Source organism: Amycolatopsis sp. CA-128772 (genome assembly GCF_002904295.1).
Classification (GTDB): Bacteria; Actinomycetota; Actinomycetes; order Mycobacteriales; family Pseudonocardiaceae; genus Amycolatopsis.
Map to the genome: position 1 here is coordinate 286117 of NZ_PPHG01000072.1, position 26321 is coordinate 312437.

The window sequence follows — 26321 nt, forward strand, 5'->3', positions numbered from 1 at the left end:
GAATGGACGACCCCGCTGACGATGCCGGGATCCGGCGGGAAGATCAGGAGTGCAGACCACCGAACCGGGGGTAGCGCCTGCGCTACCCCCGCGCGGGCCCGGTGTCGGCGCGCGGACGAGGGCCTGCGCCTACCGGCCCCGCCGGACCTGGCGGAGCCCCCGTTGATCGCCCCCGCCTGACCTCCCGCCCCGTGACTGAACCCGGAACTCACGTGATCGAACCCGTAACTCGCGTGATCGAACCCGTAACTCACGAGTTACGGCTTCAATCACGCCGGTTACGGCTCTGATCACGCGAGTTCCGGGCCGGATCACGCCGGTTACGGCCGGCGCAGGATCGGCAGCGTCGACGTGAGGGCGCCGGTGGCGACGCCTGCGCCGACGCCGGCCCAGGCGAGGGGGCCCAGCGGGGTGCAGCCGAAGAACTGGCTCACCCCCGGCGTCTGGACGATCGCGGCCAGCGCCAGGGCCGAGCCGACCGCCGTGCCGACCACCAGCGGGCTGCGGCGGCGGCCGCGCAGGGTCTGGGCCAGCTGGGTGCCGACCAGGCCGCACAACGCCATCGTGCTCGTGCGGCGGACCGTGCCCGGGGTGACCCGGCCGAGCAGCCACGCCGTCGTCGCGCCGACGCCCGTCGTCACGCCGCGGCCGGTGATCGCGCGGGACAGGTCCGTCCCGAGGCCGCCGGGACCGCCGCCGTCTTCGTCGTCCGGGCGGGTGACCGCCACCGCCATCGCCGGGAACAGGTCCGTCAGCAGGTTGACCAGCAGCAGCTGCCGGGTGCCCAGCGGCGAGTCGCCGGACAGCAGCGTGCCCAGCACCGAAAACCCGATCTCGCCCGCGTTGCCGCCGACCAGGATCACCACCGCGTCCGACACGCTGCGCCACAGCGCGCGGCCCTCCGCCACCGCCTCCAGCAGCACGGTCAGGTCGTCGCCGGTCAGCGCCACGTCGGCCGCGGTGCGGGCGGCGGTCGACGCGCGGGCGCGCACGCCGATGCCGACGTCCGCGGCGCGGATGGCCGCCGCGTCGTTCGCGCCGTCGCCGACCATCGCCGTTACCCGGCCCGCTTCGCGCAGCGCCTCCACGACCTGCAGCTTCTGCTCCGGCGCGACGCGGGCGATCACGCCCGCGCCGGACAGCAGCCGCGCCCGGCCGGCGCCGTCCAGGCGGGCCAGCTCGTCGCCGGTGACGACGGGCGCGTCGGCCGGCCAGCCCAGCGACGTCGCGATGGCCCGCGCGGTGTTCGGGTGGTCGCCGGTGAGCATCACCGGCGACACGCCGGCCGCGCGCAGGCCGGCGATCAGCGGCCCGGCCGTGGGCCGCAGCGTGTCGGCCAGCCCGAGGAACCCGAGGAACTCCAGGTCCGCGAGCACCTCCTGGTCGCCGTCGGGGGCCGGCCCGGTCTGCCGCGATGCCACGGCCAGCACGCGCAACCCCTGGTCGGCCAACGCCTCCGCCGCACGGGCGAGCTCGTCCGCGCCGGGGCAGGCGGGCAGGACGACCTCCGGGGCGCCCTTGACGACCAGCGTCGGCTCGCCGTCGCCGGCCCGGCCGATCGTGGCCGAGTAGCCCCGGTTCGCCTCGAACGGCTGCCCGGCGAGCTCGGTCCAGCCCTCGTCCGGGCCGGCGGCGTCCAGCACGGCGTGGTCGGTGGCGTGGGCCCGCACGTGGGGGTCGTCGAGCGTGCCGGGACACGCCCGCGCGGCCGCCCGCAGCACCGCGTCACCCGGCTCCGGCTCGCGCGCCCGGCCGCACGCGCCGGTCGTGGTGACCACGCGCAGCCGGTTCTCGGTCAGCGTGCCGGTCTTGTCGAAGCACACGACGTCCAGGCGCCCCAGAGCTTCCAGCGCCCGTGGGGCCCGGACGAGGATGCCGCGCGCGGACAGCCGCCGGGCCGCCGCCCGCTGCGCCACCGTGGCCACCAGCGGCAGCCCCTCGGGCACCGCGGCGACGGCGATCGCCACGCCACCGGCCAGTGCCCGGCGCAGCGGGCGGCCGCGGATCGCCGAGAGACCCGTGACGAGCGCGCCGCCGAGCATCGTCAGCGGCAGCGCCCGGCGGGTCAGGTCCTGCAGCCGGGCCTGGATGCCGACCGCGGCGGCGGTCCGGGTGGCCAGCTCGACCGCCCGGCCGGCGACGGTCTCCGGCCCGACCGCGACGACGACCGCGGTGCCTTCGCCGCTGACCACCGTGGTGCCGGCGAAGACCAGGCAGCTGCGCTCGGCCATCGGCGCGCCCGGCACCGGGTCGAGCTGCTTGGCGACCGGCAGCGACTCGCCGGTCAGCGCGGATTCGTCGACCTCGAGGTCGTGGCCGGTCAGCAGCCGGGCGTCGGCCGGGACGACGTCGCCGGCGCGCAGCTCGATCCGGTCCCCGGGCCGCAGCACCCGCGCGTCGACGACCCGGCCGCCCACCCGGCGGGCCCGCTGCCGCTCGCCGTCCTGCAGCTTCGCCAGCGCGCGGCGGCCGCGGAACTGCTGGGCGCCGCCGACGCCGGCGTTGAGCCCCATCGCCGCGGCCACCAGCAGCGCGTCCACCGGCGAACCGACCACCGCGGACGCGACCGCGCCGAGGGCCAGCACCGGGGTCAGCGGGTCGTTCAGCTCGGCAGCGACGTCGGCGGCCAGGCCCGCCCCGAACCGGACCGGCGCCGCGGCCGGGTGCCGGGCCACCGCCCCGGCCGCCGTCCGCACCCGGCGCGCCAGCAGTTCCCGGTGCGTCGGCTCGGCTTCCGCGGCCGCAAGCCGTTCGAGGACCTCTTCGCCGGTCAGCTCGTGCCAGGCGATCCGGGCCCGGCCCGCGGGCGGCCGCGCCGCGGCGACGCGCACCGCGGCGAACGTGCCCATCGTGAGCCCGGTCAGCCCGCCGAGCAGGACCGGGTCCAGCCGGGGCAGGAACGGAACCAGCGGCCGCCGCCGGCGCGACATCAGCAGCAGCCCGCCGATCAGCCCGCCCGCGGTGGCCACGCGCGTGGCGCGCTTGCTGTTCGCCCGCGCGGCGGCCGTGGCCCGCAACACCCGCCACACGCCGGTCAGCCCGGGCTGGACGACCAGGTCGGCGCCCCACAGCACCGGGGCGTCGCGGTCGGCGAGCGCGACGCAGAGGTCCCCGGCGAACAGGCCCGCCACCTCGTCGCAGCCCGGCGTGCACCGCGCGGGCGGGCGGGCGACGGTGAGCACGACCCGGCCGTCGTCCTGCAGCCGCGTCACCAGCCCGGCGAACGGCTCGTCGGTGACGTCGTCGGCGAGCGCGGCGAACTCGCCGAGCCGGTCGCGGGCGGCCGGCCCGGTGATGACGACCCGCGCCCCGGCCCGGCGGGCGGCGTCGAGCACCGCTTCGGCGTGCGGGTCCAGGCCGGCTTCGCCGTGCAGCGCGTCGGCGTGCAGCACCACGGTGTCCACGGTGTCCAGGGCCTTGAGCCGGTCCGGGTCGCGGACGAGCACCCCTTCGCGGGCGAACGCCGTGCCCATCGCGGTGTGGAAGGCGGTGTCGGCGTACCGGGCGGGCATCGGCGACGTCGTGAGGAACGCTTCGGCGGCTTCGCGGGGCTTGCGGCGCACCAGCAGGTCGGCCAGCGCGGCGAGCAGGCCGCCGCCGACGGCCGTGCGGGCGTAGTCCTCCATGGGCGCGCGGACCCGCCGCTGCGGCGGCGTCACGCCGAGACTGGGGCGGTCCGGCGAACAGAGCTCGTCGTGCCCGGCGTCGAACGCGGTGAGCCGGGCGACCGCCTCGGTGAGCTGCCCGGCGCGCAGGAGGGCGTCCAGCGCCAGCTCCCCGGGGGCCTGGCTCAGCCCGCGCACCGCGGCGGACACGCCCGACCGCGCCAGTTCCGCCGTGTACCAGCCGAACCGCTCGTCCAGCGCGGCCCGGACGGTGGGGTGTTCCCGGGCCGCGGACACCGCGGCACGCACTCCTTCGTGCACCCGCCCGGAGCGGGTGGCGGCCGACACGGCCAGCCCGGCGACGTCCATCGCCAGTGCGAGCGCCGCCGCCCGCACGCCGTAGGTGTCGCCGGGGTGCGCCGGGGCGCAGTCACCCGGCTCGGCCGGTGTCAGCCCGTGCTCTTCGCAGCGGTCGGCTATCCAGCCGGCCACGCGGTCGGCCGCCGCCTCCTCGGCCAGGTGGATCACCGCGCTGCCGAGCCCGCCGTCCCAATAGGCCCCGGCGACGTCGGCGTGTGCGGCCAGCGCGGCGGCGAATCCCGCGACGTCGGCGCCCTCGCCCGGCCGCAGGGGCACGTGCAGCCGCCGCCCGGCACGCCACACGGCCGTGCGGGCGCCGGCGGCGTTGCGCACGACCCGGGTGGCGCGCACGGCCGTGCGGCCGGTCGTCCGGGTCGCTTCCCCGGCGGACCCGGCCGCGCCCGCGGCCAGCTCCCCGACGAGCGGGCCGATCGCCGAGACCGCTTTCTTCGCCTGCTGCGTGACCAGGACCGGACCGGTCAGGGCCAGCACGGCCCCGGCCTTCGTCACCGCGAACAACCCTCCGAGCACCCGAACCTCCGCCTGCCGACCGTCCTGGCGGCGTTCCCCGGCGGCCGGCGGCCAAACCCGGTACCGCCCGATCGCGGGACAGCACCGCGGGTTGCCTTGACGTCGGCGGCAACGTCTAGCTTCGGGTCGTGGAATTCGGAATCAGTTACAGCACGCCGTTTTTCGGGGCCGGTCCGGACACGATCGCCGGGTTCGCCCGGGACGCGGAGGAGTGCGGCTTCGAGTCGTTGTACCTGCCGGAGCACGTCGCGCTGTACCCCGGCGCGAAGATCGGGCCGGTGGCGCTGCCGCCGACGCTGCCGTACGCCGATCCGCTGGAATGCCTGAGTTTCGTCGCCGCCGTGACGGACCGCATCCTGCTGGGCACCGGCGTGCTGCTGCTGCCGTACCACCACCCGGTGGTGCTGGCGAAGCGGCTGGCGACGGTCGACGTGCTGTCCGGCGGCCGCATGCGGCTCCTGACGGTGGGGGTCGGCGCGCTGCCCGGCGAGGCCCGGGCGGCCGGCGTGGACTTCACGACCCGGGGCCGCCGGGCCGACGAGGCGATCGACGTCCTGCGGCTGCTGTGGTCGGGCGGTGAGGAAGGCGCGGATTTCGACGGCGAGTTCTTCTCGTTCGAAGGAGTCTGCAGCTACCCGAAACCCCTGGCCAGGCTCCCGATCCACGTCGGCGGATCGAGCACGGCGGCGGCGCGCCGCGCGGGCCTGCGCGGCGACGGCTGGTTCCCGGGCGGCCGGCTGACCGGGGAGGAGCGCCGCCGCCAGTTCGGCCTGGCCCGGACGACGGCGCGGGAGGCGGGCCGCGACCCGGACGGCCTGCAGCACACGCGGTGGGGGACGCTCGACATGTCCGCTGAGGACGTGGACGAGCTGGCCGGCCAGGGGGTGACGCGGGTGGTGGTCACGCCGGGCACGGCCGACCCCGCCCGGCGGCGCGAGGAGATGGCGGCGTTCGCGGAGCGGTTCGGCCTCGGCTGAGGGCGAGTGGCGATTCGTCCACCAGGGACTGGGTTTGGGGTGTGTTCTTTCCGCCCGTCGTCAAGCGCTCCCTTCGTCCACAAGGGACTCGATGCCCGGCGGGAGGCTCGCCCGCCGGGCCGGGTCGGCGACGAACCCCACGATCGCGGTGCGCAGCGCGCGCACCGCCCGGGTCGGCTCCACGTCCTCGCGCAGCGCCAGCTGCACCACGCGGGTCATCCCGGCGCCCGGCGCGAACCGGGTCACCGGGAACCGGTCGCCCGCCACCGTGCGCGGGACCACCGCCGCCCCCACCCCCGCGCGGACCAGTTCCAGGACCGCGTCCATCTCGCCGCCCTCGATCGCGAACGACGGCTCGAACCCCGCCGCGCGGCAGGCGTTCACCGTGGCCTCCCGGACGTCGTAGCCGCGGCGGAACATCACCAGCGGGACGTCGGCGAGCTCCTCGATGCCGAGCCGGTCGCCCGGGCGAGGAGCCGGCGAGATCACCACCAGTTCCTCCAGCAGCAGCGGCGTCGCCGTCAGGCCGGGGCCGGCCGCCGTCCGGGTGCCCGCCAGCAGTGCCAGGTCCAGCGCGCCTTCGGCGAGCCGCTGCCGCAGGTCGCCCGAGCCGCTTTCGTGCAGCTCCAGCTGGATGCCGGGGTACCGGCGGCGGAACGCGGCGAGCATCGCGGGCAGCAGCCCGGTGCACAGGCTCGGCGGTGCGCCCAGCCGGACCCGGCCGCGGTCGAGCTCGGCCAGCTCCCGGACGGCCCGCCGGGCGGTCTCGGTCTCGGCGAGGATCCGGCGGGCGATCGGCAGCAGGGTCTCGCCGGCTTCGGTGAGGGAGACGTTGCCGCGGATCCGGTGGAACAGCGGGGCGCCCAGGTCGTGTTCCAGCGCGCGGATCTGCTGGGACAGCGACGGCTGGGCGACGCGCACCTGCTCGGCGGCCCGGGTGAAGTGCCGGTGTTCGGCCACGGCGACGAAGTAGGCGAGCTGCTGGAGCTGCATCCGCTCACGATAGCTCAAGGCTATCGGCAGCAGAGTTTTCATGTCTTTGACCTCTGATGGCCGCGCTCCTACCGTCGATCGGGTGGTCACTGAGCTCGCGCCGCCCCGGCGCTCGGCCGTCCGGCGCTTCTGGGCGTCGACGATCGGCAAGAAAGCCGTCATGGCGGTCACCGGCGTCTTGCTTCTCGCCTTCGTGCTCGCGCACATGGTGGGCAACCTCAAGACGTTCCTGGGCGCCGCCGAACTCAACCACTACGCCGGCTGGCTGCGCACGATCGGTGAACCGGTGCTGCGCCGCGAGTGGTTCCTCTGGCTGCAGCGGGCGGTCCTGCTCGTCGCGCTGGTCCTGCACGTCACCGCGGCGGTGCAGCTGGCCCGGCGCGACCTGCGCGCGCGGCCGGTCCGCTACGTCCACCGGCGGCCGCGGGCGAGCTTCGCTGTCCGGACGATGCGCTGGGGCGGCGCGACGCTGGCGGTGTTCGTCGTCTGGCACATCCTCGACTTCACCGTGGGCACGGTGAACCGGGACTTCGTCGCCGGCGACCCCTACCACAACCTCGTCGCCGACTTCCGGGTCTGGTGGGTGAACGTGATCTACCTCGTCGCTCTGGCCATGCTGGGCCTGCACATCCATCACGGCTTCACCAGCGCCGCGCGCACCCTGGGCGTCGCCCGCCCGCGCCGGGAACGGGCGATCAAGATCCTCGGCAGCACGACGGCGGTCGCGGTCGCGGGCGGCTACGCCCTCGTCCCGGTCGCGATCATGACGGGACTGGTGCACTGACCATGGCCGATTACCTGACCGGCGACCCGATCGCCGACACCAAGGCCCCCGCCGTTCCCCTGGAGAACCGGTGGGACGAAAGGAAGTTCGCCGCGAAGCTGGTGAACCCGGCGAACCGGCGCCGGCACCGCGTGATCGTCGTGGGCACCGGGCTGGCCGGCGGCGCGGCCGGGGCGACGCTGGCCGAGCAGGGCTACCACGTCGTGCAGTTCTGCTTCCAGGACTCGCCGCGGCGCGCGCACTCCGTCGCCGCCCAAGGCGGCATCAACGCCGCGAAGAACTACCGCAACGACGGCGATTCGGTGTACCGCCTCTTCCACGACACGGTCAAGGGCGGTGACTTCCGCGCCCGCGAGTCCAATGTGTACCGGCTGGCGCAGGTGTCGGCGCAGATCATCGACCAGGCCGTGGCCCAGGGCGTCCCGTTCGCCCGGGAGTACGGCGGCCTGCTCGACACCCGGTCCTTCGGCGGGGTGCAGGTGCAGCGGACGTTCTACGCGCGCGGCCAGACGGGCCAGCAGCTGCTGATCGGCGCGTACCAGGCGTTGTCCCGGCAGATCGACGCCGGGACCGTCGAACTGCACGCGCGCACGGAAATGCTCGACCTCGTCGTCGCCGATGGCCGCGCGCGCGGCATCGTCGCCCGCGACCTCGTCACCGGCGAGATCACCACGCACCTCGCGGACGCCGTCGTGCTCGCGACCGGCGGCTACGGCAACGTCTTCTCCCTCTCGACGAACGCGAAGGGCTCCAACGCCACGGCGATCTGGCGGGCGCACAAGCGCGGCGCGTACTTCGCGAACCCGTGCTTCACCCAGATTCACCCGACGTGCATCCCGCGCTCGGGGGAGCACCAGTCGAAGCTGACGCTGATGAGCGAGTCGCTGCGCAACGACGGCCGGATCTGGGTGCCGCGATCGCCCGGCGACCCGCGGCCGCCGGGGGAGATCCCCGAGGGCGACCGCGACTACTACCTCGAACGCCTGTACCCGAGCTTCGGCAACCTGGTACCGCGCGACATCGCCTCGCGGGCGGCGAAGAACGTCTGCGACGCGGGTCTCGGCGTCGGCCCCGGCGGCCTCGGCGTGTACCTCGACTTCGCCGACGCGATCGCGCGTCTGGGCCGCCCGGCGATCGAAGCCCGGTACGGCAACCTCTTCGACATGTACCAGCGGATCACCGCGGAGGACCCGTACACCGTGCCGATGCGGATCTACCCGGCCATCCACTACACGATGGGCGGGCTGTGGGTCGACTACGACCTGCAGAGCACCATCCCCGGCCTGTTCGTGATCGGCGAAGCGAACTTCTCCGACCACGGCGCCAACCGGCTCGGCGCGTCCGCCCTCATGCAGGGCCTCGCCGACGGCTACTTCGTGCTGCCCGCGACGGTGAACGACTACCTCGGCGGCACGCGCCTCGGCGACGTCGACGCGGGCGAAGCCGCGCGGGTGGAGGCCGAGGTCCGCGCCCGGATCGACCGGCTGCTGGCCGTCCGGGGCACGCGCTCGGTCGATGCGTTCCACCGCGAACTGGGCCTGCTGATGTGGGACCACTGCGGGATGTCCCGCACCCGCGAAGGCCTGCGCAAGGCGCTGGACCGGGTGCCGGAGCTGCGCGCCGAGTTCTGGCGCGACGTCCGGATCCCCGGCGGCGGCCGGGAGTTCAACCAGGAGCTGGAGAAGGCGAACCGGGTCGCGGACTTCCTGGAGCTGGCCGAGCTGATGCTCGTCGACGCGCTCGCGCGTGAGGAGTCGTGCGGCGGTCATTTCCGCGAGGAACACCAGACCCCGGACGGCGAAGCGCTGCGGGACGACGAGAACTTCGCCCACGTCGCCGCGTGGGAGTACGGCACACCACCGGTGCTGCACCGCGAGGACCTGGTCTTCGAACAGGTCCACCCGACCCGACGGAGCTACACGTGAAACTCACCGTCCGCGTCTGGCGGCAGGCCGGCCCGGCCGCCGAAGGCCGCCTCGTCAGCTACCCGGTCGACGGCCTCGGCCCGGACATGTCCTTCCTCGAACTGCTCGACGTGCTCAACCAGCAGCTGATCGAAGCCGGCGACGAACCGGTGGCGTTCGACCACGACTGCCGGGAGGGCATCTGCGGCTCGTGTGGCGTCGTGATCAACGGGCAGGCGCACGGGCCCGGACGCACGACGTCGTGCCAGCTGCATCTGCGCTCCTTCGCCGACGGCGACGTCGTCGACGTGGAACCGTGGCGCGCCAAGGGGTTTCCGGTGGTCAAGGACCTGGTCGTCGACCGGTCGGCGCTCGACCGGATCGTCCAGGCCGGCGGGTACGTCAGCGCGCCCACCGGCAGCGCCCCGGACGCCCACGCGACCCCGGTCCCCAAGCCGGACGCGGACCTGGCGTTCGACAACGCGACGTGCATCGGCTGCGGTGCCTGCGTGGCGGCCTGCCCGAACGGCTCGGCGACCCTCTTCACGGCGGCGAAGGTGACCCACCTGAGCCTGCTGCCGCAGGGCGGCCCCGAACGCGCCCGCCGCGTGCTCGACATGGTGGACGCGATGGACGCCGAGGGCTTCGGCGGCTGCACCAACACCGGCGAGTGCGTGGCGTCCTGCCCGAAGGGGATCCCGTTCGCGAGCATCACGACCCTCAACCGGGAGTTCCTCGCGGCGAGCCGCGCCCGATAACCGGTGGCGCCGGGGTGCGTCGCGCCGGTCGACTCGGGGCGTGCCCGATCTCCCGCGCCCGGAGCGCATCACCGTCGACGCCGGCCAGGTGCGCCGCCTGGTCCTCGACCAGTTCCCGCACTGGGCGGACCGCCCGGTCCGGCCGGTGGCCCGGGGCGGGTGGGACAACTTCACCTTCCACCTCGGCGACGACCTGGTGGCGCGCCTGCCCAGCGCGGCCGGGTACGCGTTGGCGGTCGGCAAGGAACAGCGGTGGCTGCCCCGGCTCGCGCCGCGGCTGCCGCGGCCCGTCCCCGGGCCGGTGGCGGTGGGCCGTCCCGGCGCCGGCTATCCCTTCCGTGGTCGGGTCCCGGACCGGCGGCGGCGTGGGGTGATCGGCTGTGCGATGGGCTGGCCGCGCGCGGAGTATCCGGGCGAGGGCGGAGCCGGGTAGGCGGGTCCCGGACCGGCGGCGGCGTGGGGTGATCGGCTGTGCGATGGGCTGGCCGCGCGCGGAGTATCCGGGCGAGGGCGAAGCCGGGTAGGCGGGTCCCGGACCGGCGGCGGCGTGGGGTGATCAGCCGCGTGAAGCGCCGGCTGCGCGCCGAGTACTCAGCCGAACGCGAAGCCGGGCAACAGCGCGCCGAACCGCCGCCGGCCGCGCGCGGTGATGCGTAGCTCGCGGTCCGCGGTGCCCCGGCGGACCAGGCCGTCGGCGAGGAACGTGGCCAGGACCTCGTGCCCGAGGACGCCGCCGAGGTGCGGGACGCGGTGGGTCCGGTCGAGGCAGGCCGTCGCCGGGCGGCGGCGGCCGCAGTCCACCTCCGCCGGCGAGACTCCGAGGTCGTGGAACGCCGAAAGGTCGTCACCGAGCGCCGTCTCCGGGGTCGAACCGTCGGGCGGGCGCAGGGCGCCGCGGTCGACGAGCAGGGCGAACACCGCGATGCCGAGCCGTCCGGCGGCGTGGTCGTAGCACGTGTGCGCGATGTCCGCGCCCGACTCGGTGCGGTCCGGCGGGGCGATCGAATCGTTGCCCGCGTAGTGCGCCAGAGCGGTGAGCACCGGCAGGAGGTCGTCGCGGCCGGCGCGGTACAGGGCGTGCCGTCCGGTGTGCTCGACGGTCACCAGCCCGGCCGCGCGCAGCCGGGCCAGGTGGTTGCCCAGCCGCGGCGCGGTGACGCCGAGGGCGTCGGCCAGCTGCACCATCGTGTGCGGGCCTTCGGCCGCCAGCACCTGCAACGCCGTGAGCCGCACGGGATCGGCCAGTTCGCGCGTCAGCTCGACGATCGCGCCCTGGACGGCGTTGCCCGCATCGACCAGTCCGCCCATCACCCGTCCCTTCCGGACCCGAGCCTAACACGGTTCACGCATTGCTGAATGGTCGTTGCACGCCGGCCGCGTCCGTGCTTACCATTCAGGCTCTCGTGAAGGGTGGTTGCATGCGAAGCCTGCTTTGGGGCCGCGGGGTGTCCGCCCTGGGCGACGGCCTGTGGTTCACGATCTGGGCGCTGTACTTCACCCGGATCGCCGGTATCCCGCCGGTCGCGGTGGGCGCCGGGCTGGCCGTGGCCAGCGCGGCCGGCATGGCCGCCGCCGTACCGCTGGGGGCGTTGGCCGACCGGGCCGGCGCGCGGCCGGTGCTGATCGTGCTCACCCTCGTGCGGGGCGCCGCGATGGCCGCCTACCTGGCGGTCGGCTCCACCTGGTCGTTCATGGCCGTCACCGTGCCCTTCACCGCGCTGGCGACCGGCGGGACCGCGGTGCGGACGGCGTTGATCACCGGGCTGGTCACCGAGCCCGCGGAACGGGTGCGCGTGCTGGCGCAGCAGCGGGTCGCCCAGCACGTCGGGTACGCCGCCGGAGCCGGCCTCGGCGCGCTCGTGCTGACCGCCGACACGCGGTGGGTCTACACCCTGGCCATCGCCGTCAACGCCGTCAGCTTCCTCGTGCTCGCCGCCGCGATGCTGCGGGTTCCCGCGCCCGCCCCGCGGCCGGCGGAACGGACGGCCGCCCGGGCGGTGCTGCGCGACCGGCCGTACCTGGCCGTCGTCGCGGCGACCGCGGTGCTTTCCCTGTGCTGGGCCATGTTGTCGGCCGGGCTGCCGCTCTGGCTGGCCGGCCGGACGCACCTGCCGCTGGGCCTGGGCGGCGTCGTGGTCGTGCTGAGTTCGGTCGGCATCGCGGTGTTCCAGGTGCCGTTCGCGCGGTTCGCGCGCACGGTGGCCCAGGCCGCGCGGACGGCGGTGCTGTCCGGCGTCGCGCTCGCCGCGAGCTGCGTGCTGCTGGCCACGACGTCCGGTGGCGCGGGCGCGGGCGCCGTCACGGTCGTGGTGCTGGCCGCGCTGCTGCACATCGTGGGGGAGCTCGGTTACGTGGCCGCCGGCTGGGGCCTGTCGGTGCGGCTGATGCGCGAAGACGCCAAGGGCGCCTACCAGGGCGTCACCGAAGCGGCCACGGCCACCGTGCAGATGGTCGGCCCCGGTGTGTTCACGCTCGCCGTGGGCGGGCTCGGCGGCCCGGGCTGGCTGCTGGTGGCCCTGGTGTTCCTCGCCGCCGTCGCCCCCGTACCGGCGTTGAGCCGCTGGGCGGTCCGCACGCGCGAGCCGGCCGGCCGAGCGACGCACGTCACCCCGGCCGGCCGGAACACCGGCGGTGGCGCGACGTTGTAAAGGGTGTCGGTACGGCGGTGTCCCCGGGCCTCACCCCTTGCCTCCACGGAATACCGCTGGTGCTGGAGCCGTGTTGTGCTTTTCGCCGCGAGGCGACCCCCGTACCGGCCACGAACTCCCGCTTCCGCTCGCAGGTCGACCCCCCTCAGACCTCCGCTGAGCGGAAGCGGGACTGCTTCCCCCCGGACGGTTCACCGCCGCCCGGCCGCCATCAGCGGGTGCCAGCGCGTCGCGTCGAAGATCAGCGAAATGGCCTCGATTTTCCCGTCCCGCAACCGGAAGTGCTCGGCGGTGTGCTGGACGCCGACCGGCGTGGCGGTGTGCACGTCGTAGACCAGCGTGGCCTCCGAGTCGCCGTAGAGCTCGCTGAGCATCTCCACTTCCGTGACGATCCCGACGAACGCGGCCAGCCCGTCGAGGTGACCGCGCGCGTCGGCGGAGGTGATCAGCGGGCTCCGGAAGGCGAAGGTGTCCGCCAGCTGTGCGGCCGCGGCCGTGACGTCGCCGGCGAAGCGGGCCCGGTGGTAGGCCTGAACGGTGTCGCGGGTGGTCATCGGTCCTCCAGGTAGCGGGCGAGGTGGTGCTGGTTTTCCACCAGCCGCAGGCACAGGTGCCGCAGCTGCGTCGTTTCTTCGGCGGTGAACCCGCGGAAGAGCGCGGCCATCGCCAGCTGCGAGGGCCGGCGAAACTCCTCGAGCCAGGTCCGGCCGTCCGGGGTGATCCGGACCAGCACCGACCGCCGGTCGCGCGGGTCGGGGACCCGCTCGGCGAACCCGGCGCGTTCCAGGGTGTCGACCAGGCCGGTCACGTTCCGGGAGCTGACCCCGGCGGAGGCGGCGAGGTCCTTGACGTGGGAGCCGCCGGTGCCGAGCCGGATCAGGATGTCGAGGGCGCCCGGGCTGAGGCCGCGGCTGTCCGTGCCCCGCGAGCGCAGCTGGTCGAGGCTCCGCGCGGCCGTGCGGACGGCCGCGGCGGCTTCCAGCACGCCGGTGTCCTCGCCGAGGGTGAACCCGGCCAGCGCACTGCGGACGTCGGGGGAGTAGAGCCGGTCGCCGGGATCGCGGGCGAAGTTCGGTACGTCGTTCATAGTGAAGCACTACATTAGTACGTGCTTCCGTATCTCCGTCAAGAGCCTGTCCGCTCGCAGCCGTTAACCAGGCTTTCGCGCGGAGTTAGCCTCAGTCCCGGCACAGGTTCTCGAACGGACACCCATACTGACCCGGCTCTTCACCACGACACCCCCGGAGTCCCCATGACGGACGTCAACCGACGGCGTTTCCTGCAGCTGGCCGGCGGCACCGCCGCCCTTTCCGCCCTCTCCACGAGCATCGCCCGCGCGGCCGAAATCCCGGCGCACCACCGCACCGGGACGCTGCGGGACGTCGAGCACATCGTGGTGCTGATGCAGGAGAACCGGTCGTTCGACCACTACTTCGGCACGCTGCGCGGCGTCCGCGGCTTCGGCGACCCGCGGCCGGTGACCCTGGCCTCCGGCAAGTCGGTGTGGGAGCAGTCGGACGGCAAGCGCGACATCCTGCCCTTCCGCCCCGACGCGGACAACCTGGGCCTGCAGTTCATCCAGGACCTCCCGCACGGCTGGAAGGACACGCACGCGGCGTGGAACGGCGGCCGGTACGACAAGTGGGTGCCCGCGAAGGGCTCGACCACGATGGCGTACCTGACCCGCGAGGACATCCCGTTCCACTACGCCCTCGCCGACTCGTTCACCATCTGCGACGCCTACCACTGCTCGTTCATGGGCTCGACCGACCCGAACCGCTACTACATGTGGACCGGGTACACGGGCAACGACGGCAGCGGCGGCGGGCCGGTCCTCGGCAACGACGAAAAGGGCTATTCCTGGACGACCTACCCCGAGCGCCTGGAGAAGGCGGGCGTGTCGTGGAAGATCTACCAGGACATCGGCGACGGCCTCGACGCCGCCGGCGGCTGGGGCTGGATCGACGACGCCTACCGCGGCAACTACGGCGACAATTCGCTGCTGTACTTCACCTCCTACCGCAACGCCAAGCCCGGCGACCCGCTCTACGACAAGGCCCGCACCGGCACGAACGCCAAGGCGGGCGAGGGCTACTTCGACCGGCTCCGCGCCGACGTCAAGGCGGGCAACCTGCCGCAGGTCTCCTGGATCACCGCGCCGGAGGCGTTCTGCGAGCACCCGAACTGGCCGGTGAACTACGGCGCCTGGTACATCGCGCAGGTGCTTGACGCGCTCACCGCGAACCCGGAGGTGTGGAGCAAGACCGCGCTGTTCATCACCTACGACGAGAACGACGGCTTCTTCGACCACGTCGTCCCGCCGTACGCGACGGCCGGGCAGTCCACTGTGGACACCGCGGGCGAGATCTACCCGGGGTCGGCGTCGAACCCGGCCGGCCCGTACGGGCTCGGCCAGCGCGTGCCGATGCTGGTGGTGTCGCCGTGGAGCAAGGGCGGCTGGGTGTGCTCGGAGACGTTCGACCACACGTCGATCATCCGGTTCGTCGAACGCCGGTTCGGCGTGCAGGAGCCGAACATCTCGGCGTGGCGCCGGTCGGTCTGCGGTGACCTGACTTCGGCGTTCGACTTCGCGCGCACGGACACGGCGGTCCCGGCGCTGCCGGACACCGCGGGCTACCTCCCGCCGGACCGCGAGCGCCACCCGGACTACGTGCCGGCGGTCCCGGCCCGCACGGTGCTGCCGAAGCAGGAGCCCGGGCAGCGCCCGGCCCGCGCCCTGCCGTACGACTTGGCGGCCGACGCCCGGCTGGCGGCGGACGGCCTGCACGTGACGTTCGCCAACCAGGGCCGCGCGGGCGCGACGTTCTACGTGGCGACGCCGGGCGGCGACCCGCGCACCTACACCGCCGGCGCCGGCCGCTCGCTCACCGCCACGCTGCCGGTGTCCGGCGGTGGTTACGACTACACGGTGTACGGACCGAACGGTTTCGTCCGCCGGTTCCGCGGCGGCGGCGCCGGTCCCGAGGTGAGCGTGCGGCCGGAGGGACGCAGCGGGAACCTGCAGCTGGTGCTCACGAACAGCGGCTCGACGGCGGCGCGGCTGACGCTGACGGACGCGTACGGGCGCTGCTCGACGACGCGCCTGCTGAAGCCGGGGGCGCGGGTGGTCGAATCGGTGGAGACGCGGCGCAGCGGCAACTGGTACGACGTCTCGATCGGTTCGGACCAGGACCCGCACTTCCTGCGGCGCGTGGCGGGCCACTTCGAGACCGGGCGGCCGAGCGTCAGCGACCCGAACATCGTTTCGCACTGAGCCTGGCCCGATCGGGCGGGAGGTTCACCCGGCCGTGGGCCCGCGCGTTGCGGGGCCGCGGCCGGGGTGGGAGCGTCGGGAGATCGACTGCTTTCCCACCACGGAACCAGGAGTGCGGATGACCACCACCGAAATGCCGGCCGTGCACGAGTGCACGGTGAGCGGCTGTTCCTACAACCACGACGGCTGCCACGCGTTCGCGATCACGGTCGGCGGCGGCAACGGATCGGCGGACTGCGGAACGTTCGTCCCGCTGAACACGAAGGGCGGCCTGGACCGGGTGGTGGCCCAGGTCGGCGCGTGTTCGCGAGTGGACTGCCGCCACAATTCGTCGTTGGAGTGCACGGCATCGAGCATCCGCGTCGGCCCGGGCGACGGCGGCCACGCGGCGAACTGCCTGACGTACACGCCGTAACGGGGGCTCGGGCACCTCGCGGCGGGGTCAGGCCGCGAGGTGGGCCCGGCCCACCTCCACGACCTCCCGGCTGTCCGCGTGCAGCGCCTCCGCCGCGGTCCGGCCGGTGGCCGCCAGGTACGCGTCCACCAGCCGGTTGCCCGCCGCGTAGCCCGCGCCCGTCGGCAGGCCGACCGGGGTTGCTCCGAAGCGGGCCGCCGCCGCGTCGCCGTGGACCCAGGCGGTGAAGTTCCGCATGCCCGTCACCTCCAGGCCGGACAGCACCTTCGCGAACACCGCGTCGTCGGCCAGGTGCGGCACTCCGATGCGCGTGTAGCCCAGCTCGTCGCCGTGCAGCTGCCGGGCGAAGGCGTCCGCCAGGCCCTCGGACACCACCTGCTCCCGGACCGTCACCGTCGCCGGGTCCCACACCACGCCGCCCGGGGCGTAGCGGAGGTTGTGGTGCAGCTCGTGGACCGCCGTCGCCTCCAGGCGGGCCAGGTTTGCCGGGAACGGCCACACGTTCAGGTACACGTACCCCGGCACGCTGCCGTTGCCCACCACACCCGCCGCCGGGCCCATGAAGTACTCGTCGCCCGGGTCGCCCAGCACCAGCAGGACCACGATGTCCGGCACGGTGACACCCGGCAACGCGGCGGCGGCCTCGCCGAGCGCGCGCCGGATCCGCGTCCACGCGTCCGCGTCGTGCAGGGCTTCGAGCGCTTCGAGGCACCGCTCGCCGTCGCGGTCGAGGGGGAAACCCGACCCCATCGCGTGCATCGCGACCAGGTCCGGTTCGCCCGGGAAGTACCGGTACATGCCCGCCGCCGGCTGCAGCATCTCCCGCAGCAGCTCGGGCCGGCCGGTCGGCGCCTGCAGGATCGCCTGCATCGCCGGGTAGGTGTCGAGGACCGTGATCGTCATGTCCGCGACGGTAAAGTCTCCTGCGGCTGGAGAGTCAAGAACTCGAGGGCCGTCCGGCCGTCGGACACCGCGACCGTGTCGCGCAGGACCAGGCCGCAGTCCGCCGCCAGGTCGGTCAGCTCGCCCGCCGTCCGTTCCCGGCCGCCGAAGCACATCAGCATGAACAGGTCCATCGCCGTGCCCGCGCCTGCTCGCAGCGGCTCGATCACCACCACCGTCCCGGCCGGCCCGGCGGCCTCCCGGCACGCGGTCAGGATCCGGCGGGCGTGCTCGTCGTCCCAGTCGTGCAGGATGTCGGACAGCGCGTAGGCGTCGGCGCCCGCGGGCAGCGGGTCGAAGAAGCTGCCGGACACCGCGCCGGCCCGGTCGCCGAACCCGGCCGCCGCGAACCGGTCGGCCGCCGCGGTCGCCGACGGCGCCAGGTCCAGCACCTCGCCGCGCACCGCGGGATGGGCGCGCAGGATCTCCGCGAGCAGGACGCCGTCACCCCCGCCGACGTCGACGATCCGGGGGAACCGGCCCAGCCGAAGCGCGCGGCGATCTGCGGCGCCTGGGTCCGGAACCGCCAGGTCATCTGGGCGTCGAACGAGCGCCGCAGCCGCGGCTCGGCGTCGATGTCGGCCCAGAACCCGCGCCCGTACCGGCGTTCGTACGCGGGCTCGCCGGTGGTGATCGTGCCCAGCAGGTCGGCGAAGGCGAGTTCGGCGCGCCCGCCGGCGCAGTGGATGTCGAGCAGCGGCTTGACGCCCTCGGGTGCGTCCGCCCGCAGCTGCGCACCGAGCTCCGTGGGCCGGTAGCGGCCGGACTCCGCGTCGAACGCGAAGACCCCGGCCGTGACGAGGTGATCGAGCAGGCAGGTCAACGCCGGGGCCGGCGCGCCGGTTCCGGACGCGAGTCCGGCGGCCGTGGCTCCGCCGCCCGCGTGTTCGGCGAGGCTGAGGGTCGCCGCCACCCGGATGGCCATGGGGGTCGCCAGATCGGCCATGGCGAGGATCGACTGGTTCACCCGCCCAGGTTGTTCACGGCGTGGCATCATTAGCCCGGCCCGATCGGCAAACCGAACGAAGGGCGCGGCCGATGGACGCTTTACCGAACGATGACGGCGGCCCGTCGATCCGCGACATGCTCGCGGTGAACCTGCGGGCGGCCCGGGCGGCGCGCGGCCTGTCGCTGTCCGAGCTGTCCCGGCGCTCGGGGATCGGCAAGGCGACGCTGTCGCAGCTGGAGGGCGGCACCGGCAACCCGACCATCGAGACCGTGTTCAGCCTGTCCCGGGTCCTGGAGGTGGCGATCTCCGACCTGCTCGACCACCGGCCGCGCGGCGGGCTGACCGTCGTGCGGGCCGCCGGGGTCGAGGTGCTCCGCGGCGAGGGCATCGACCTGCGGCCGTTGCGCCGCATCGAAGCCGGGAACAGCGTTTTCGAGGTGTACGACCAGGTGGTCCGCGGGGACGCGCCGCAGCGGTCGCAGGGACACGTCGGTGTCGAGCACACCGTCGTGCAGACCGGTGAGCTGCGCGTCGAGGTGGCCGGGCGGACCGTCGACCTCGGGCCCGGCGACTACGTCGCGTTCGACGCCCGCGAGCCGCACAGCTACACCCCGCTCGCCGCCCCGGTGCACTCGGTGCTCCTGCTGCAGTACCGCGCGGACGAACGGCTCGACGGCCGGCCGCACCCCGTCCTGCAGGATTGACACCCCTCGGCCCGGACACCTATCGTTCGCTATACCGAACGCTGGGAGGGTCGATGAACCGAACGCGCGTGGTGGTGATCGGCGCCGGCATCGTCGGCGCGGCGTGCGCCGGGGAGCTCGCCCGGGCCGGCTTCGACGTCCTGGTCCTCGACCGCGGCCGGCCCGCGGGCGGCACGACTTCGCACGGCGAGGGCAACATCCTGGTCTCCGACAAGGGACCCGGCGCGGAACTCGCGCTCGCGCAGCTGTCCGCCCGGCTGTGGCCGCGGCTGGTGGCGGAGTTCGAGCCGCGCGCGGCGGCCGCGGCGGAGTTCGACCCGAAGGGCGGCATCGTCGTCGCCACCACCGAAGCCGGCGCCGGCGCGCTCGTCGCGTTCGCCGGGGCCCAGGCCGCGGCCGGCGTGCGCACCGAGCACCTGTCGGCGGCGGACGTCGCGGCGGCCGAACCCGCGCTGACCCGGGAGGTGACCGCCGCGGTCCGCTACCCGGAGGACGCCCAGGTCCAGCCGGCCGGCGCCGCGCTGGCCCTGCTGGGCTCGGCGCTCGCCCACGGCGCGCGGCTGCGCACCGACGCCGAGGTGACGGGCGCGGTGGTCCGCGGCGGCCGGATCACGGGCGTCCGGGTGCGCGGCGAAGTGCTCGAGGCCGACGTCGTGGTGAACGCGGCGGGCCCGTGGGCGGGACTCGTGTCGGCCCGCATGGGCGCGCCGATCGCGGTCCGCCCCCGCCGCGGCGAGGTCCTGGTGACCACGCCGATGCCGGGTGTGGTGCGGCACAAGGTCTACGACGCGGACTACGTCGGCGCGGTCGGCACAGGCAGCGGTGACCTGCAGACGTCGGCGGTGGTGGAGTCGACGCGGGGAGGCACGGTGCTGATCGGCTCGTCGCGCCGCCGCGTCGGGTTCGACGACACGATCTCCCCGGGAGTGCTGGGCGCGATCGCGGCCAAGGCGGTCCGGCTGTTCCCGGCCCTGGCGAACGCGGCGGTGATGCGCGCGTACGGCGGCTTCCGGCCCTACGTCGACGACCACCTGCCGGTGCTGGGCGAAGACCCGAGGCTGGAAAACCTGTGGCACGCAACGGGACACGAAGGGGCGGGGATCGGGTTGAGCGTGGGCACGGCGTTGCTCCTGCGCGAGCTGCTGACCGGCGAGGAACCGTCCATGCCGGTGGCGGAGTTCACTGTGGACCGTCCGGCGGTGCTGGCGTGACCGGGCGGCCGATCGCGATCACGGTCGACGGCGAGACCGTGACCGGTGTCGCCGGGCAGACCGTCGCCGGCGTGCTGCTCGCCGCCGGACGGCGGTCCTGGCGCACCACGCGCTCCGGCGCGCCGCGCGGTGTCTTCTGCGGGATCGGCGCCTGCTTCGACTGCCTGCTCACCGTGAACGGCGTCGCCGACGTCCGTGCCTGCCGCCGTCGCGCCGCCGACGGCGACGACGTCCGGACCCAGTCCCGGGTGGAGGGCGCGTGACGCACGTCGTCGTCATCGGGGCCGGGCCCGCCGGGCTCGCAGCCGCCGGGCATGCGCTGGACGCCGGTGCCGAAGTCACCGTCCTGGACCAGGCGGACACGCCCGGCGGGCAGTACCACCGGGGCGCCGCGCACCGGTTCGGGCCGCTCCTCGACCGGTGCACGTGGTGGCCGGAAAGCACCGTCTGGGCCCTGGAGGGCAAGCGGGTGCACGTCCTGCGCGGCCCGGCCGACGGGACGGACCGGGCGCGCCACACCCTCGAACCCGACGCGCTCGTCCTGGCCACCGGCGCGCACGACCGCGTCCTGCCCTTCCCCGGCTGGCAGCTGCCCGGCGTCTTCACCGCGGGCGCAGCGCAGGCGCTGGCCAAGGGCGAGGGGGTTGCCGTCGGGCGGCGCGTACTCGTCGCCGGGGCCGGGCCGTTCCTGCTGCCGGTCGCCGGATCGCTCCTGCACGCCGGAGCCGGCGTCCTCGCGGTCCTGGAAGCGAACCCGCTGCCGGCCGTCCTCGACGGATGGTCGTGGCGGGCCGCCGCGCACGTCGGCAAGCTGGGGGAACTGGGCCGCTACGCCGGCACGCTGGCCCGGCACCGGGTGCCGTACCACCTGGGCCGGACGGTCATCGAAGCCCGCGGGGACGACCGGGTCCGCGAAGCCGTCACCGCCCGCGTCCGCGCGGACTGGTCGGTCGTCCCCGGCACCGAACGCACCCACGAGGTCGACGCCCTCTGCGTCTCCCACGGCTTCGTGCCGCAACCCGAACTGGCCGTCGCGGCCGGCTGCGCCCTCGACGGCGGGTTCGTCCGCGTCGGTCCCGACCAGCGCACGAGCGTCTCCGGCGTGTTCGCCGCCGGCGAGCTCACCGGTATCGGCGGTGCGGCCGCCGCCGCGGCGGAAGGCGCGATCGCCGGGCGGGCCGCCGCCGGCGGGACACCGAGCCGCGCCCTGCTCCGGAAGCGTGCCCACGCCCGGGCGTTCGCCCGGCGGCTCGCCGCCGCGCACCCGATCGGCCCGGCGTGGCGCGGCTGGCTGCGAACGGACACGATCGTCTGCCGCTGCGAAGAAACCACCTACGACGACCTCGAACGAGCCGTCGCCGACCCGGCCGCACCGGGCCCGCACGCGCTCAAGCTCGGCACCCGCGCCGGGCTCGGGCCGTGCCAGGGCCGGATGTGCGGTGCCGCCGTCGCCGACCTGTGCGGCACCCCCGAGCGGCACCACCGTCCGATCGCCCAGCCGATCCGCCTGGGCGAGCTCGCCGATCCGAAGGAGACCCCAGCATGAGCACCCGCGACCTCGGCGGCGTGGTCGTCGCCGCCGCGCTGCCCTACCGGGCCGACGACAGCGCGCCCGCCGGGCTGGCCGTCGACTACGACGCCTACGCCGAGCACTGCCGCTGGCTCGTGGACAACGGCTGCCGCGGGGTCGGCCCGAACGGCTCCCTCGGCGAGTACTCCTCGCTCACCGACGACGAACGCCGCCGCGTCGCCCGCACCGCGATCGAGGCCGTCGGGTCCGACGGGATCGTCGTCGCCGGCGTGCACGCCCCGGGCGCGCACCAGGCCCGCGCGTGGGCCGAGGCGGCGGCCGAAGACGGCGCGCACGGCGTGCTCTGCCTGCCGCCGACGCTCTACCGCGCCAACCGCGGCGAGGTGGTCGCCCACTTCGCAGCGGTGGCGTCGGCCGGGCTGCCGGTGATGGTCTACAACAACCCGCTGGACACCAAGGTCGACCTGACGCCGGACCTGCTGGCCGAGCTCGCGCAGATCGACAACGTCGTGGCCGTCAAGGAGTTCTCCGGCGACGTCCGCCGGGTGCTGGAGATCCGCGAGCGGGCACCGGGGCTGGCCGTGATCGGCGGCGCCGACGACGTCGTCCTGGAGAGCCTGCTGATGGGCGCCACCGGCTGGTTCGCCGGGTTCCCCAACGTGTTCCCGGCCGAGTCGGCGCGCCTGTTCGAGCTCGCCACGGCGGGCAAGCTCGAACAGGCCCGGGCGCTGTACGAACCGCTGGTGGCGGCGTTCCGCTGGGACTCGCGAACCGAGTTCGTCCAGGCCATCAAGCTGGGGATGGACATGGTCGGCCGCCGCGGCGGGCCGTGCCGCCCGCCGCGGGGGCCGCTCTCGGACGCGCACCGCGAACAGGTCCGCGCCGACATGGGCCGCGCGCTCTCGGCGCTGGGGGTGGCGTAGATGCGTTCCTCGCGCGCGATCACGGCGGTCGACTCGCACACCGAGGGCATGCCGACCCGGGTGGTGACCGGCGGCGTCGGCCCGATCCCGGGTGACACGATGGCCGAGCGCCGTCGCTACTTCATGGCGCACCTGGACCACCTGCGGCAGTTCCTCATGAACGAGCCACGCGGCCACTCCGCGATGAGCGGCGCGATCCTCCAGCCGCCCTGCCGCGACGACGCCGACTGGGGCGTGGTGTACATCGAGGTGTCCGGCTGCCTGCCGATGTGCGGCCACGGCACGATCGGCGTGGCCACGGTGCTGGTGGAGACCGGCATGGTCGAGGTGACCGAGCCGACGACGGTGGTCCGCCTGGACACGCCGGCCGGGCTGGTGCACGCCGAGGTGTCGGTCCGCGACGGGCACGCCGAGCGCGTGAAGCTGCGCAACGTCCCCTCGTTCCTCGCCGAGCGCGACGCCGAGGTCTCCGTGCCGGGCCTGGGTTCCGTCCGCTACGACCTCGCGTACGGCGGCAACTTCTACGCCATCCTGGACCTGGCCCGGCTCGGCATCCCGTTCGACCGCGCGGAGAAGGACCGCATCCTGACGGCCGGCCTGGCGATCATGGCCGCGATCGACGAGCAGCGCCCGCCGAAGCACCCGGCCGATCCCCTGATCGGCGGCTGCAAGCACGTCCAGTTCCTCGCGCCCGGTTCGGACGCCCGCGCGTCGCGGAACGCGATGGCCATCCACCCGGGCTGGTTCGACCGCTCGCCGTGCGGCACGGGCACGTCGGCCCGGATGGCCCAGCTGCACGCCCGCGGCGAGCTGCCCCTGCACACGCCGTTCGAGAACGCGTCGTTCATCGGCACGACGTTCACGGGCGAGCTGATCGCCGAGACGACGGTCGGCAGCGTGCCGGCGGTGGTCCCGGAGTTCTCGGGCCGCGCGTGGATCACCGGCACGGCAACGTACCTGCTGGATCCGGCCGACCCGTTCCCGACGGGCTTCGTCCTCTAGGCCGGCTGCCAGAGCTCGACCCGGTTCCCTTCGGGATCGGTGACCCACCCGAACCGCCCGGCGCCGGGCATGTCCTGGACGTCGTCGGCCACGTCGGCGCCGCGCTCGCGCAGCTGGGCGAGCATGGCGTCGAGGTCGCGGACCCGGAAGTTGAGCATGGTCTGCTGCGAGCGCGAGCCGAAGTAGCCGGTCCCGGCTTCGAAGGGCGCGAAGACGGTGGGGCCGGGCTCCTGCTGCCAGACGCCGTGTTCGCCGGTGTCGAGGCCGAGGCAGTCCCGGTACCAGGCGCCGAGGGCGGCGGGGTCCGAAGCGCGGATGAAGTACCCACCGATGCCGAGCACGCGTTCCATGGCGCGATCCTGCCAGCGCGACGGCGCGCGCGGGGTGGGCGACACGCGGTCGCCCACCCCGGCCGCGTTCGGTACGGTCGGGCACGGAGCCGGGGGAGGTGGGCGTGCGCAACGTCATCGACGAGGTGCCCGGCAAGTTCCGGGCCGTCCTCGTCCAGCTGCTCCGCGAACGGGATCCCGGGTTGCTGGCCGCGCTGCAGGCCCGCGAGAGGCCCACACCCGACCAGCAGGAAGCGGTCATCGACGTGATGAGCGGAGCCTTCACCGAGCACCTCGGCGCCGACTACGAGCCGACCGCGCGCGGGGTGCTCATCGACGACGCTCTCGGTGCCTTTCTGGCCCGGTGGCCTGCCGAAGAGCTGGACGAGCCCCGCCGCTAGCCCGCGGCGCAACTTGCTGTCGTGCCGGTGCAGGTGTCGCCCGGGGGAACCGGCGTCGTCGGAGTCCCCGGGCCGTCAGTGAGGACTGGGGCCGGCCGGTCGCGCCAGTCCGCCGGGTTTCCCTGCTTCCGGGGCGAAATCCGGAACGTGCCGGCCGCGCTGCCGGGCTTCAGCAGCAACTTCCGGATGTCCTGCTGCAGCGGCGTGCGCCCTTCGGGGCGGGTGGGGCAGTGGGTGCCTTCTCTGCCGACGGCCAGGGGGTCGTGACTGATTACGGCGGCGCCGGACGCCTTCATCGTGGCGGTGCCCGCGCCGAACCCGCCCACCACGAACACGGCTGGGGATCGGTCGCGACCCGCTGGGCAGCTGCACGCCGGCGGAAAACGTCGCGCTGCGGCCGTTTTCGGTCACGTTGACGGTGCTGTTCGTGCCCGCCACGGTGCCGCTGACGGTGGCCGGCTTCGCCGGTTTCTGACCGTAGATCGTGCGCTCGGCCAGCTTATTGATCTCCTCGCGCCGGCACCGCCAGTCCGACTTGGCCGTGATGCGGGTGCCGTCGATCCGCTTGGAGGGATCGGGAAACTTCGCGGACGAGGGGAACGAGCCCGGCACCGACACCGGGGCCGATGACCGTGGCGGCCAGCAGCAGGAGGGCACGACGGATTCCGGGTGCGGGTTACTCCTCCCGGCCGATTTCGGCGGCTTCGAGGACGGCGAGGGCGTCGGGGACGAGGACGGCGGCGGAGTAGTAGGCGGAGACGAGGTAGGAGATGATGGCTTGTTCGTTGATGCCCATGAAGCGGACGTTGAGGCCGGGTTGGTATTCGTCGGGCAGGCCGGTTTGGTGGAGGCCGACGACGCCTTGGGCTTGTTCGCCGGTGCGCATGAGCAGGATGGAGCTGGTGCGGGTTTCGGTGACGGGGATTTTGTTGCAGGGCAGGATGGGGATGCCGCGCCAGGCGGGGACGTGGTGGCCGCCGTAGTCGACGCTTGCGGGGTAGAGGCCGGCTTTGGTGCATTCGCGGCCGAAGGCGGCGATGGTTTTGGGGTGGGCGAGGAAGAAGCCGGGGTCTTTCCAGACGAGGGTGAGCAGGTGGTCGAGGTCGTCGGGGGTGGGTGGGCCGGTGCGGGTGGGGACGCGTTGGGCGAAGTCGGCGTTGTGGAGGAGCCCGAAGTCGGTGTTGTTGATCAGTTCGTGTTCCTGGCGTTCCCGCAGTGCCTCGACGGTGAGGCGGAGTTGTTGTTCGATCTGGTTCATGGGCTGGTTGTAGAGGTCGGCGACGCGGGAGTGGACGCGCAGGACCGTCTGGGCCACCGATAGTTCGTATTCGCGGGGGCGGGCTTCGTAGTCGACGAAGGTGGAGGGGAGGACGGGTTCGCCGTCGTGGCCGGAGGCGAGGGAGATTTCGGCTTCGCCGTGGTCGTTGCGGGCGGTGTCGCTGTTGCGGGCGAGGTAGCTCGCCAGGTGGGTTTGGAGGGTTTGGGAGCGGGCGAGGACGTCGTCGAAGTCGTGGCGGGGGAGGGTGAGGACGGTGGTGGTGGTGACGGCTTTGGCGGTGAATTCCCAGATGCCGTCGTGTTGGGTGAGGGTGGTGTCGCCGAAGTAGTCGCCGTCGGCGAGGGTGCCGAGGACGACTTGGTCGCCGTAGGCGCCGGTGCCGGTTTTGGTGATTTTGCCGTGGGCGATGAGGTGGACGTGGTCGGCGGGGGAGCCGAATTCGACGAGGGTGTCGCCGGGTTGGTAGTCGTGTTGGGTGAAGCGGGCGGCGAGTTCGGTGAGGACGTCTTCGTCGTCGTAGCCGCGTAGGGGGGCGAGTTCGCCGAGTTCGGGGGGGATGACGCGGACCTGGGCGCCGGTGGTGGTGAAGGTGACGCGGCCGTCGCCGACGGCGTAGGAGAGGCGGCGGTTGACGCGGTAGGCCCCGCCGGAGACTTCGACCCAGGGGAGGAGTTTGAGGAGCCAGCGGGTGGAGATGCCTTGCATTTGGGGGACGGATTTGGTGGTGGTGGCGAGGGTGCGGGCGGCGGCCCGGCTCAGGCTCGACGGCGCCTGTTCGTCGGTGTTCAGGGCATCCACCGG

General features: G+C 74.1%; 25 protein-coding genes. 16 read left to right on the plus strand and 9 right to left on the minus strand.

All coding sequences use genetic code 11. From position 1 onward, the window contains the following. Positions 1-320: 320 nt before the first annotated feature. Positions 321-4496, minus strand: a complete 4176-nt coding sequence (locus C2L59_RS27185; protein WP_103352323.1) for a cation-translocating P-type ATPase — start codon at positions 4494-4496, stop codon at positions 321-323. A gap of 128 nt (positions 4497-4624) precedes the next feature. On the opposite strand from C2L59_RS27185, the gene C2L59_RS27190 reads away from it, so the two are divergent. Further along, positions 4625-5473 carry an LLM class F420-dependent oxidoreductase gene (locus C2L59_RS27190; RefSeq protein WP_103352324.1) on the plus strand — a complete coding sequence of 283 codons (849 nt, stop codon included), beginning with the start codon at positions 4625-4627 and terminating at the stop codon, positions 5471-5473. A gap of 60 nt (positions 5474-5533) precedes the next feature. Here C2L59_RS27190 and C2L59_RS27195 read toward each other — a convergent pair whose 3' ends face one another. Next, positions 5534-6466, minus strand: coding sequence for a LysR family transcriptional regulator (locus tag C2L59_RS27195; protein WP_103352326.1), 933 nt, complete (start codon positions 6464-6466; stop codon positions 5534-5536). An 82-nt stretch (positions 6467-6548) separates the two neighbouring features. Here C2L59_RS27195 and C2L59_RS27200 point away from each other — a divergent pair, with 82 nt between their 5' ends. From C2L59_RS27200 to C2L59_RS27215, 4 genes are read left to right on the plus strand one after another with little or no spacing between them, the layout of a single operon-like run. After that, positions 6549-7250: a succinate dehydrogenase cytochrome b subunit gene (locus C2L59_RS27200; protein ID WP_103352327.1), complete on the plus strand. Its 702-nt coding sequence runs from the start codon at positions 6549-6551 to the stop codon at positions 7248-7250. A 2-nt stretch (positions 7251-7252) separates the two neighbouring features. After that, complete coding sequence (locus tag C2L59_RS27205) at positions 7253-9175, plus strand: fumarate reductase/succinate dehydrogenase flavoprotein subunit (RefSeq protein ID WP_103352328.1); 1923 nt, start codon at positions 7253-7255, stop codon at positions 9173-9175. After that, positions 9172-9912: a succinate dehydrogenase/fumarate reductase iron-sulfur subunit gene (locus C2L59_RS27210; RefSeq protein WP_103352330.1), complete on the plus strand. Its 741-nt coding sequence runs from the start codon at positions 9172-9174 to the stop codon at positions 9910-9912. The genes C2L59_RS27205 and C2L59_RS27210 overlap by 4 nt, the downstream gene beginning before the upstream one ends. Before the next feature lie 40 nt (positions 9913-9952). Next, on the plus strand, positions 9953-10345 hold the full coding sequence (locus C2L59_RS27215; protein ID WP_233223718.1) for a phosphotransferase: 393 nt from the start codon (positions 9953-9955) through the stop codon (positions 10343-10345). A 158-nt stretch (positions 10346-10503) separates the two neighbouring features. Here the strand turns inward: C2L59_RS27215 and C2L59_RS27220 are convergent, their stop codons facing one another. Beyond that, complete coding sequence (locus C2L59_RS27220; protein WP_103352331.1) at positions 10504-11220, minus strand: helix-turn-helix transcriptional regulator; 717 nt, start codon at positions 11218-11220, stop codon at positions 10504-10506. Between the two features lie 110 nt (positions 11221-11330). On the opposite strand from C2L59_RS27220, the gene C2L59_RS27225 reads away from it, so the two are divergent. Continuing rightward, the gene (locus C2L59_RS27225; protein ID WP_103352333.1) at positions 11331-12560 is read left to right on the plus strand and encodes an MFS transporter; all 1230 of its coding nucleotides are present in this window, start codon (positions 11331-11333) and stop codon (positions 12558-12560) included. A 191-nt stretch (positions 12561-12751) separates the two neighbouring features. Here C2L59_RS27225 and C2L59_RS27230 read toward each other — a convergent pair whose 3' ends face one another. Beyond that, complete coding sequence (locus C2L59_RS27230) at positions 12752-13114, minus strand: hypothetical protein (protein ID WP_103352334.1); 363 nt, start codon at positions 13112-13114, stop codon at positions 12752-12754. Then, on the minus strand, positions 13111-13647 hold the full coding sequence (locus C2L59_RS27235; RefSeq protein WP_103352336.1) for a MarR family winged helix-turn-helix transcriptional regulator: 537 nt from the start codon (positions 13645-13647) through the stop codon (positions 13111-13113). Before C2L59_RS27235 ends, C2L59_RS27230 begins: the two co-directional genes overlap by 4 nt. Before the next feature lie 165 nt (positions 13648-13812). Here C2L59_RS27235 and C2L59_RS27240 point away from each other — a divergent pair, with 165 nt between their 5' ends. Next, positions 13813-15834, plus strand: a complete 2022-nt coding sequence (locus tag C2L59_RS27240; RefSeq protein ID WP_103352338.1) for a phosphocholine-specific phospholipase C — start codon at positions 13813-13815, stop codon at positions 15832-15834. 118 nt (positions 15835-15952) lie between these two features. Beyond that, positions 15953-16249: a DUF1540 domain-containing protein gene (locus C2L59_RS27245; protein WP_103352339.1), complete on the plus strand. Its 297-nt coding sequence runs from the start codon at positions 15953-15955 to the stop codon at positions 16247-16249. A gap of 27 nt (positions 16250-16276) precedes the next feature. On the opposite strand, the gene C2L59_RS27250 is transcribed toward C2L59_RS27245, so the two are convergent. Together C2L59_RS27250 and C2L59_RS50450 are read right to left on the minus strand one after the other, a co-directional pair. Continuing rightward, on the minus strand, positions 16277-17152 hold the full coding sequence (locus C2L59_RS27250; protein WP_103352341.1) for a DUF2268 domain-containing protein: 876 nt from the start codon (positions 17150-17152) through the stop codon (positions 16277-16279). Beyond that, positions 17149-17676, minus strand: coding sequence for a methyltransferase (locus tag C2L59_RS50450; protein ID WP_370444785.1), 528 nt, complete (start codon positions 17674-17676; stop codon positions 17149-17151). The genes C2L59_RS27250 and C2L59_RS50450 overlap by 4 nt, the downstream gene beginning before the upstream one ends. On the opposite strand from C2L59_RS50450, the gene C2L59_RS50455 reads away from it, so the two are divergent. The 7 genes from C2L59_RS50455 to C2L59_RS27290 all read left to right on the plus strand — a co-directional run bounded on the left by C2L59_RS50455 (position 17602) and on the right by C2L59_RS27290 (position 23511). Beyond that, positions 17602-17949, plus strand: coding sequence for a hypothetical protein (locus C2L59_RS50455; RefSeq protein WP_103352344.1), 348 nt, complete (start codon positions 17602-17604; stop codon positions 17947-17949). The genes C2L59_RS50450 and C2L59_RS50455 overlap by 75 nt on opposite strands. A 280-nt stretch (positions 17950-18229) precedes the next feature. After that, entirely contained in the window at positions 18230-18844 is a 615-nt protein-coding gene (locus C2L59_RS27265) for a helix-turn-helix domain-containing protein (RefSeq protein ID WP_103352345.1), read from the plus strand. Positions 18845-18897: 53 nt separating this feature from the next. Next, positions 18898-20055 (plus strand): FAD-binding oxidoreductase, encoded by a 1158-nt coding sequence (locus C2L59_RS27270; RefSeq protein ID WP_103352346.1) that lies wholly within the window; start codon positions 18898-18900, stop codon positions 20053-20055. Continuing rightward, positions 20052-20318, plus strand: a complete 267-nt coding sequence (locus C2L59_RS27275) for a (2Fe-2S)-binding protein (RefSeq protein WP_103352347.1) — start codon at positions 20052-20054, stop codon at positions 20316-20318. The genes C2L59_RS27270 and C2L59_RS27275 overlap by 4 nt, the downstream gene beginning before the upstream one ends. Then, positions 20315-21601 (plus strand): NAD(P)/FAD-dependent oxidoreductase, encoded by a 1287-nt coding sequence (locus C2L59_RS27280; RefSeq protein WP_103352349.1) that lies wholly within the window; start codon positions 20315-20317, stop codon positions 21599-21601. The genes C2L59_RS27275 and C2L59_RS27280 overlap by 4 nt, the downstream gene beginning before the upstream one ends. Next, positions 21598-22509, plus strand: coding sequence for a dihydrodipicolinate synthase family protein (locus tag C2L59_RS27285; RefSeq protein WP_103352351.1), 912 nt, complete (start codon positions 21598-21600; stop codon positions 22507-22509). The genes C2L59_RS27280 and C2L59_RS27285 overlap by 4 nt, the downstream gene beginning before the upstream one ends. After that, on the plus strand, positions 22510-23511 hold the full coding sequence (locus C2L59_RS27290; RefSeq protein WP_103352352.1) for a proline racemase family protein: 1002 nt from the start codon (positions 22510-22512) through the stop codon (positions 23509-23511). It begins immediately after the preceding gene. On the opposite strand, the gene C2L59_RS27295 is transcribed toward C2L59_RS27290, so the two are convergent. Further along, positions 23508-23861 (minus strand): VOC family protein, encoded by a 354-nt coding sequence (locus C2L59_RS27295; protein WP_103352353.1) that lies wholly within the window; start codon positions 23859-23861, stop codon positions 23508-23510. The genes C2L59_RS27290 and C2L59_RS27295 overlap by 4 nt on opposite strands. A gap of 104 nt (positions 23862-23965) precedes the next feature. Between C2L59_RS27295 and C2L59_RS27300 the strand changes: the two genes are divergently transcribed. Further along, the gene (locus C2L59_RS27300) at positions 23966-24241 is read left to right on the plus strand and encodes a hypothetical protein (RefSeq protein ID WP_146060449.1); all 276 of its coding nucleotides are present in this window, start codon (positions 23966-23968) and stop codon (positions 24239-24241) included. Positions 24242-24917: 676 nt separating this feature from the next. Here C2L59_RS27300 and C2L59_RS27310 read toward each other — a convergent pair. Continuing rightward, a complete protein-coding gene (locus C2L59_RS27310) occupies positions 24918-26318 on the minus strand; it encodes a family 2B encapsulin nanocompartment shell protein (protein WP_103347836.1) in 1401 nt (466 codons plus the stop codon). Positions 26319-26321: the final 3 nt, after the last annotated feature.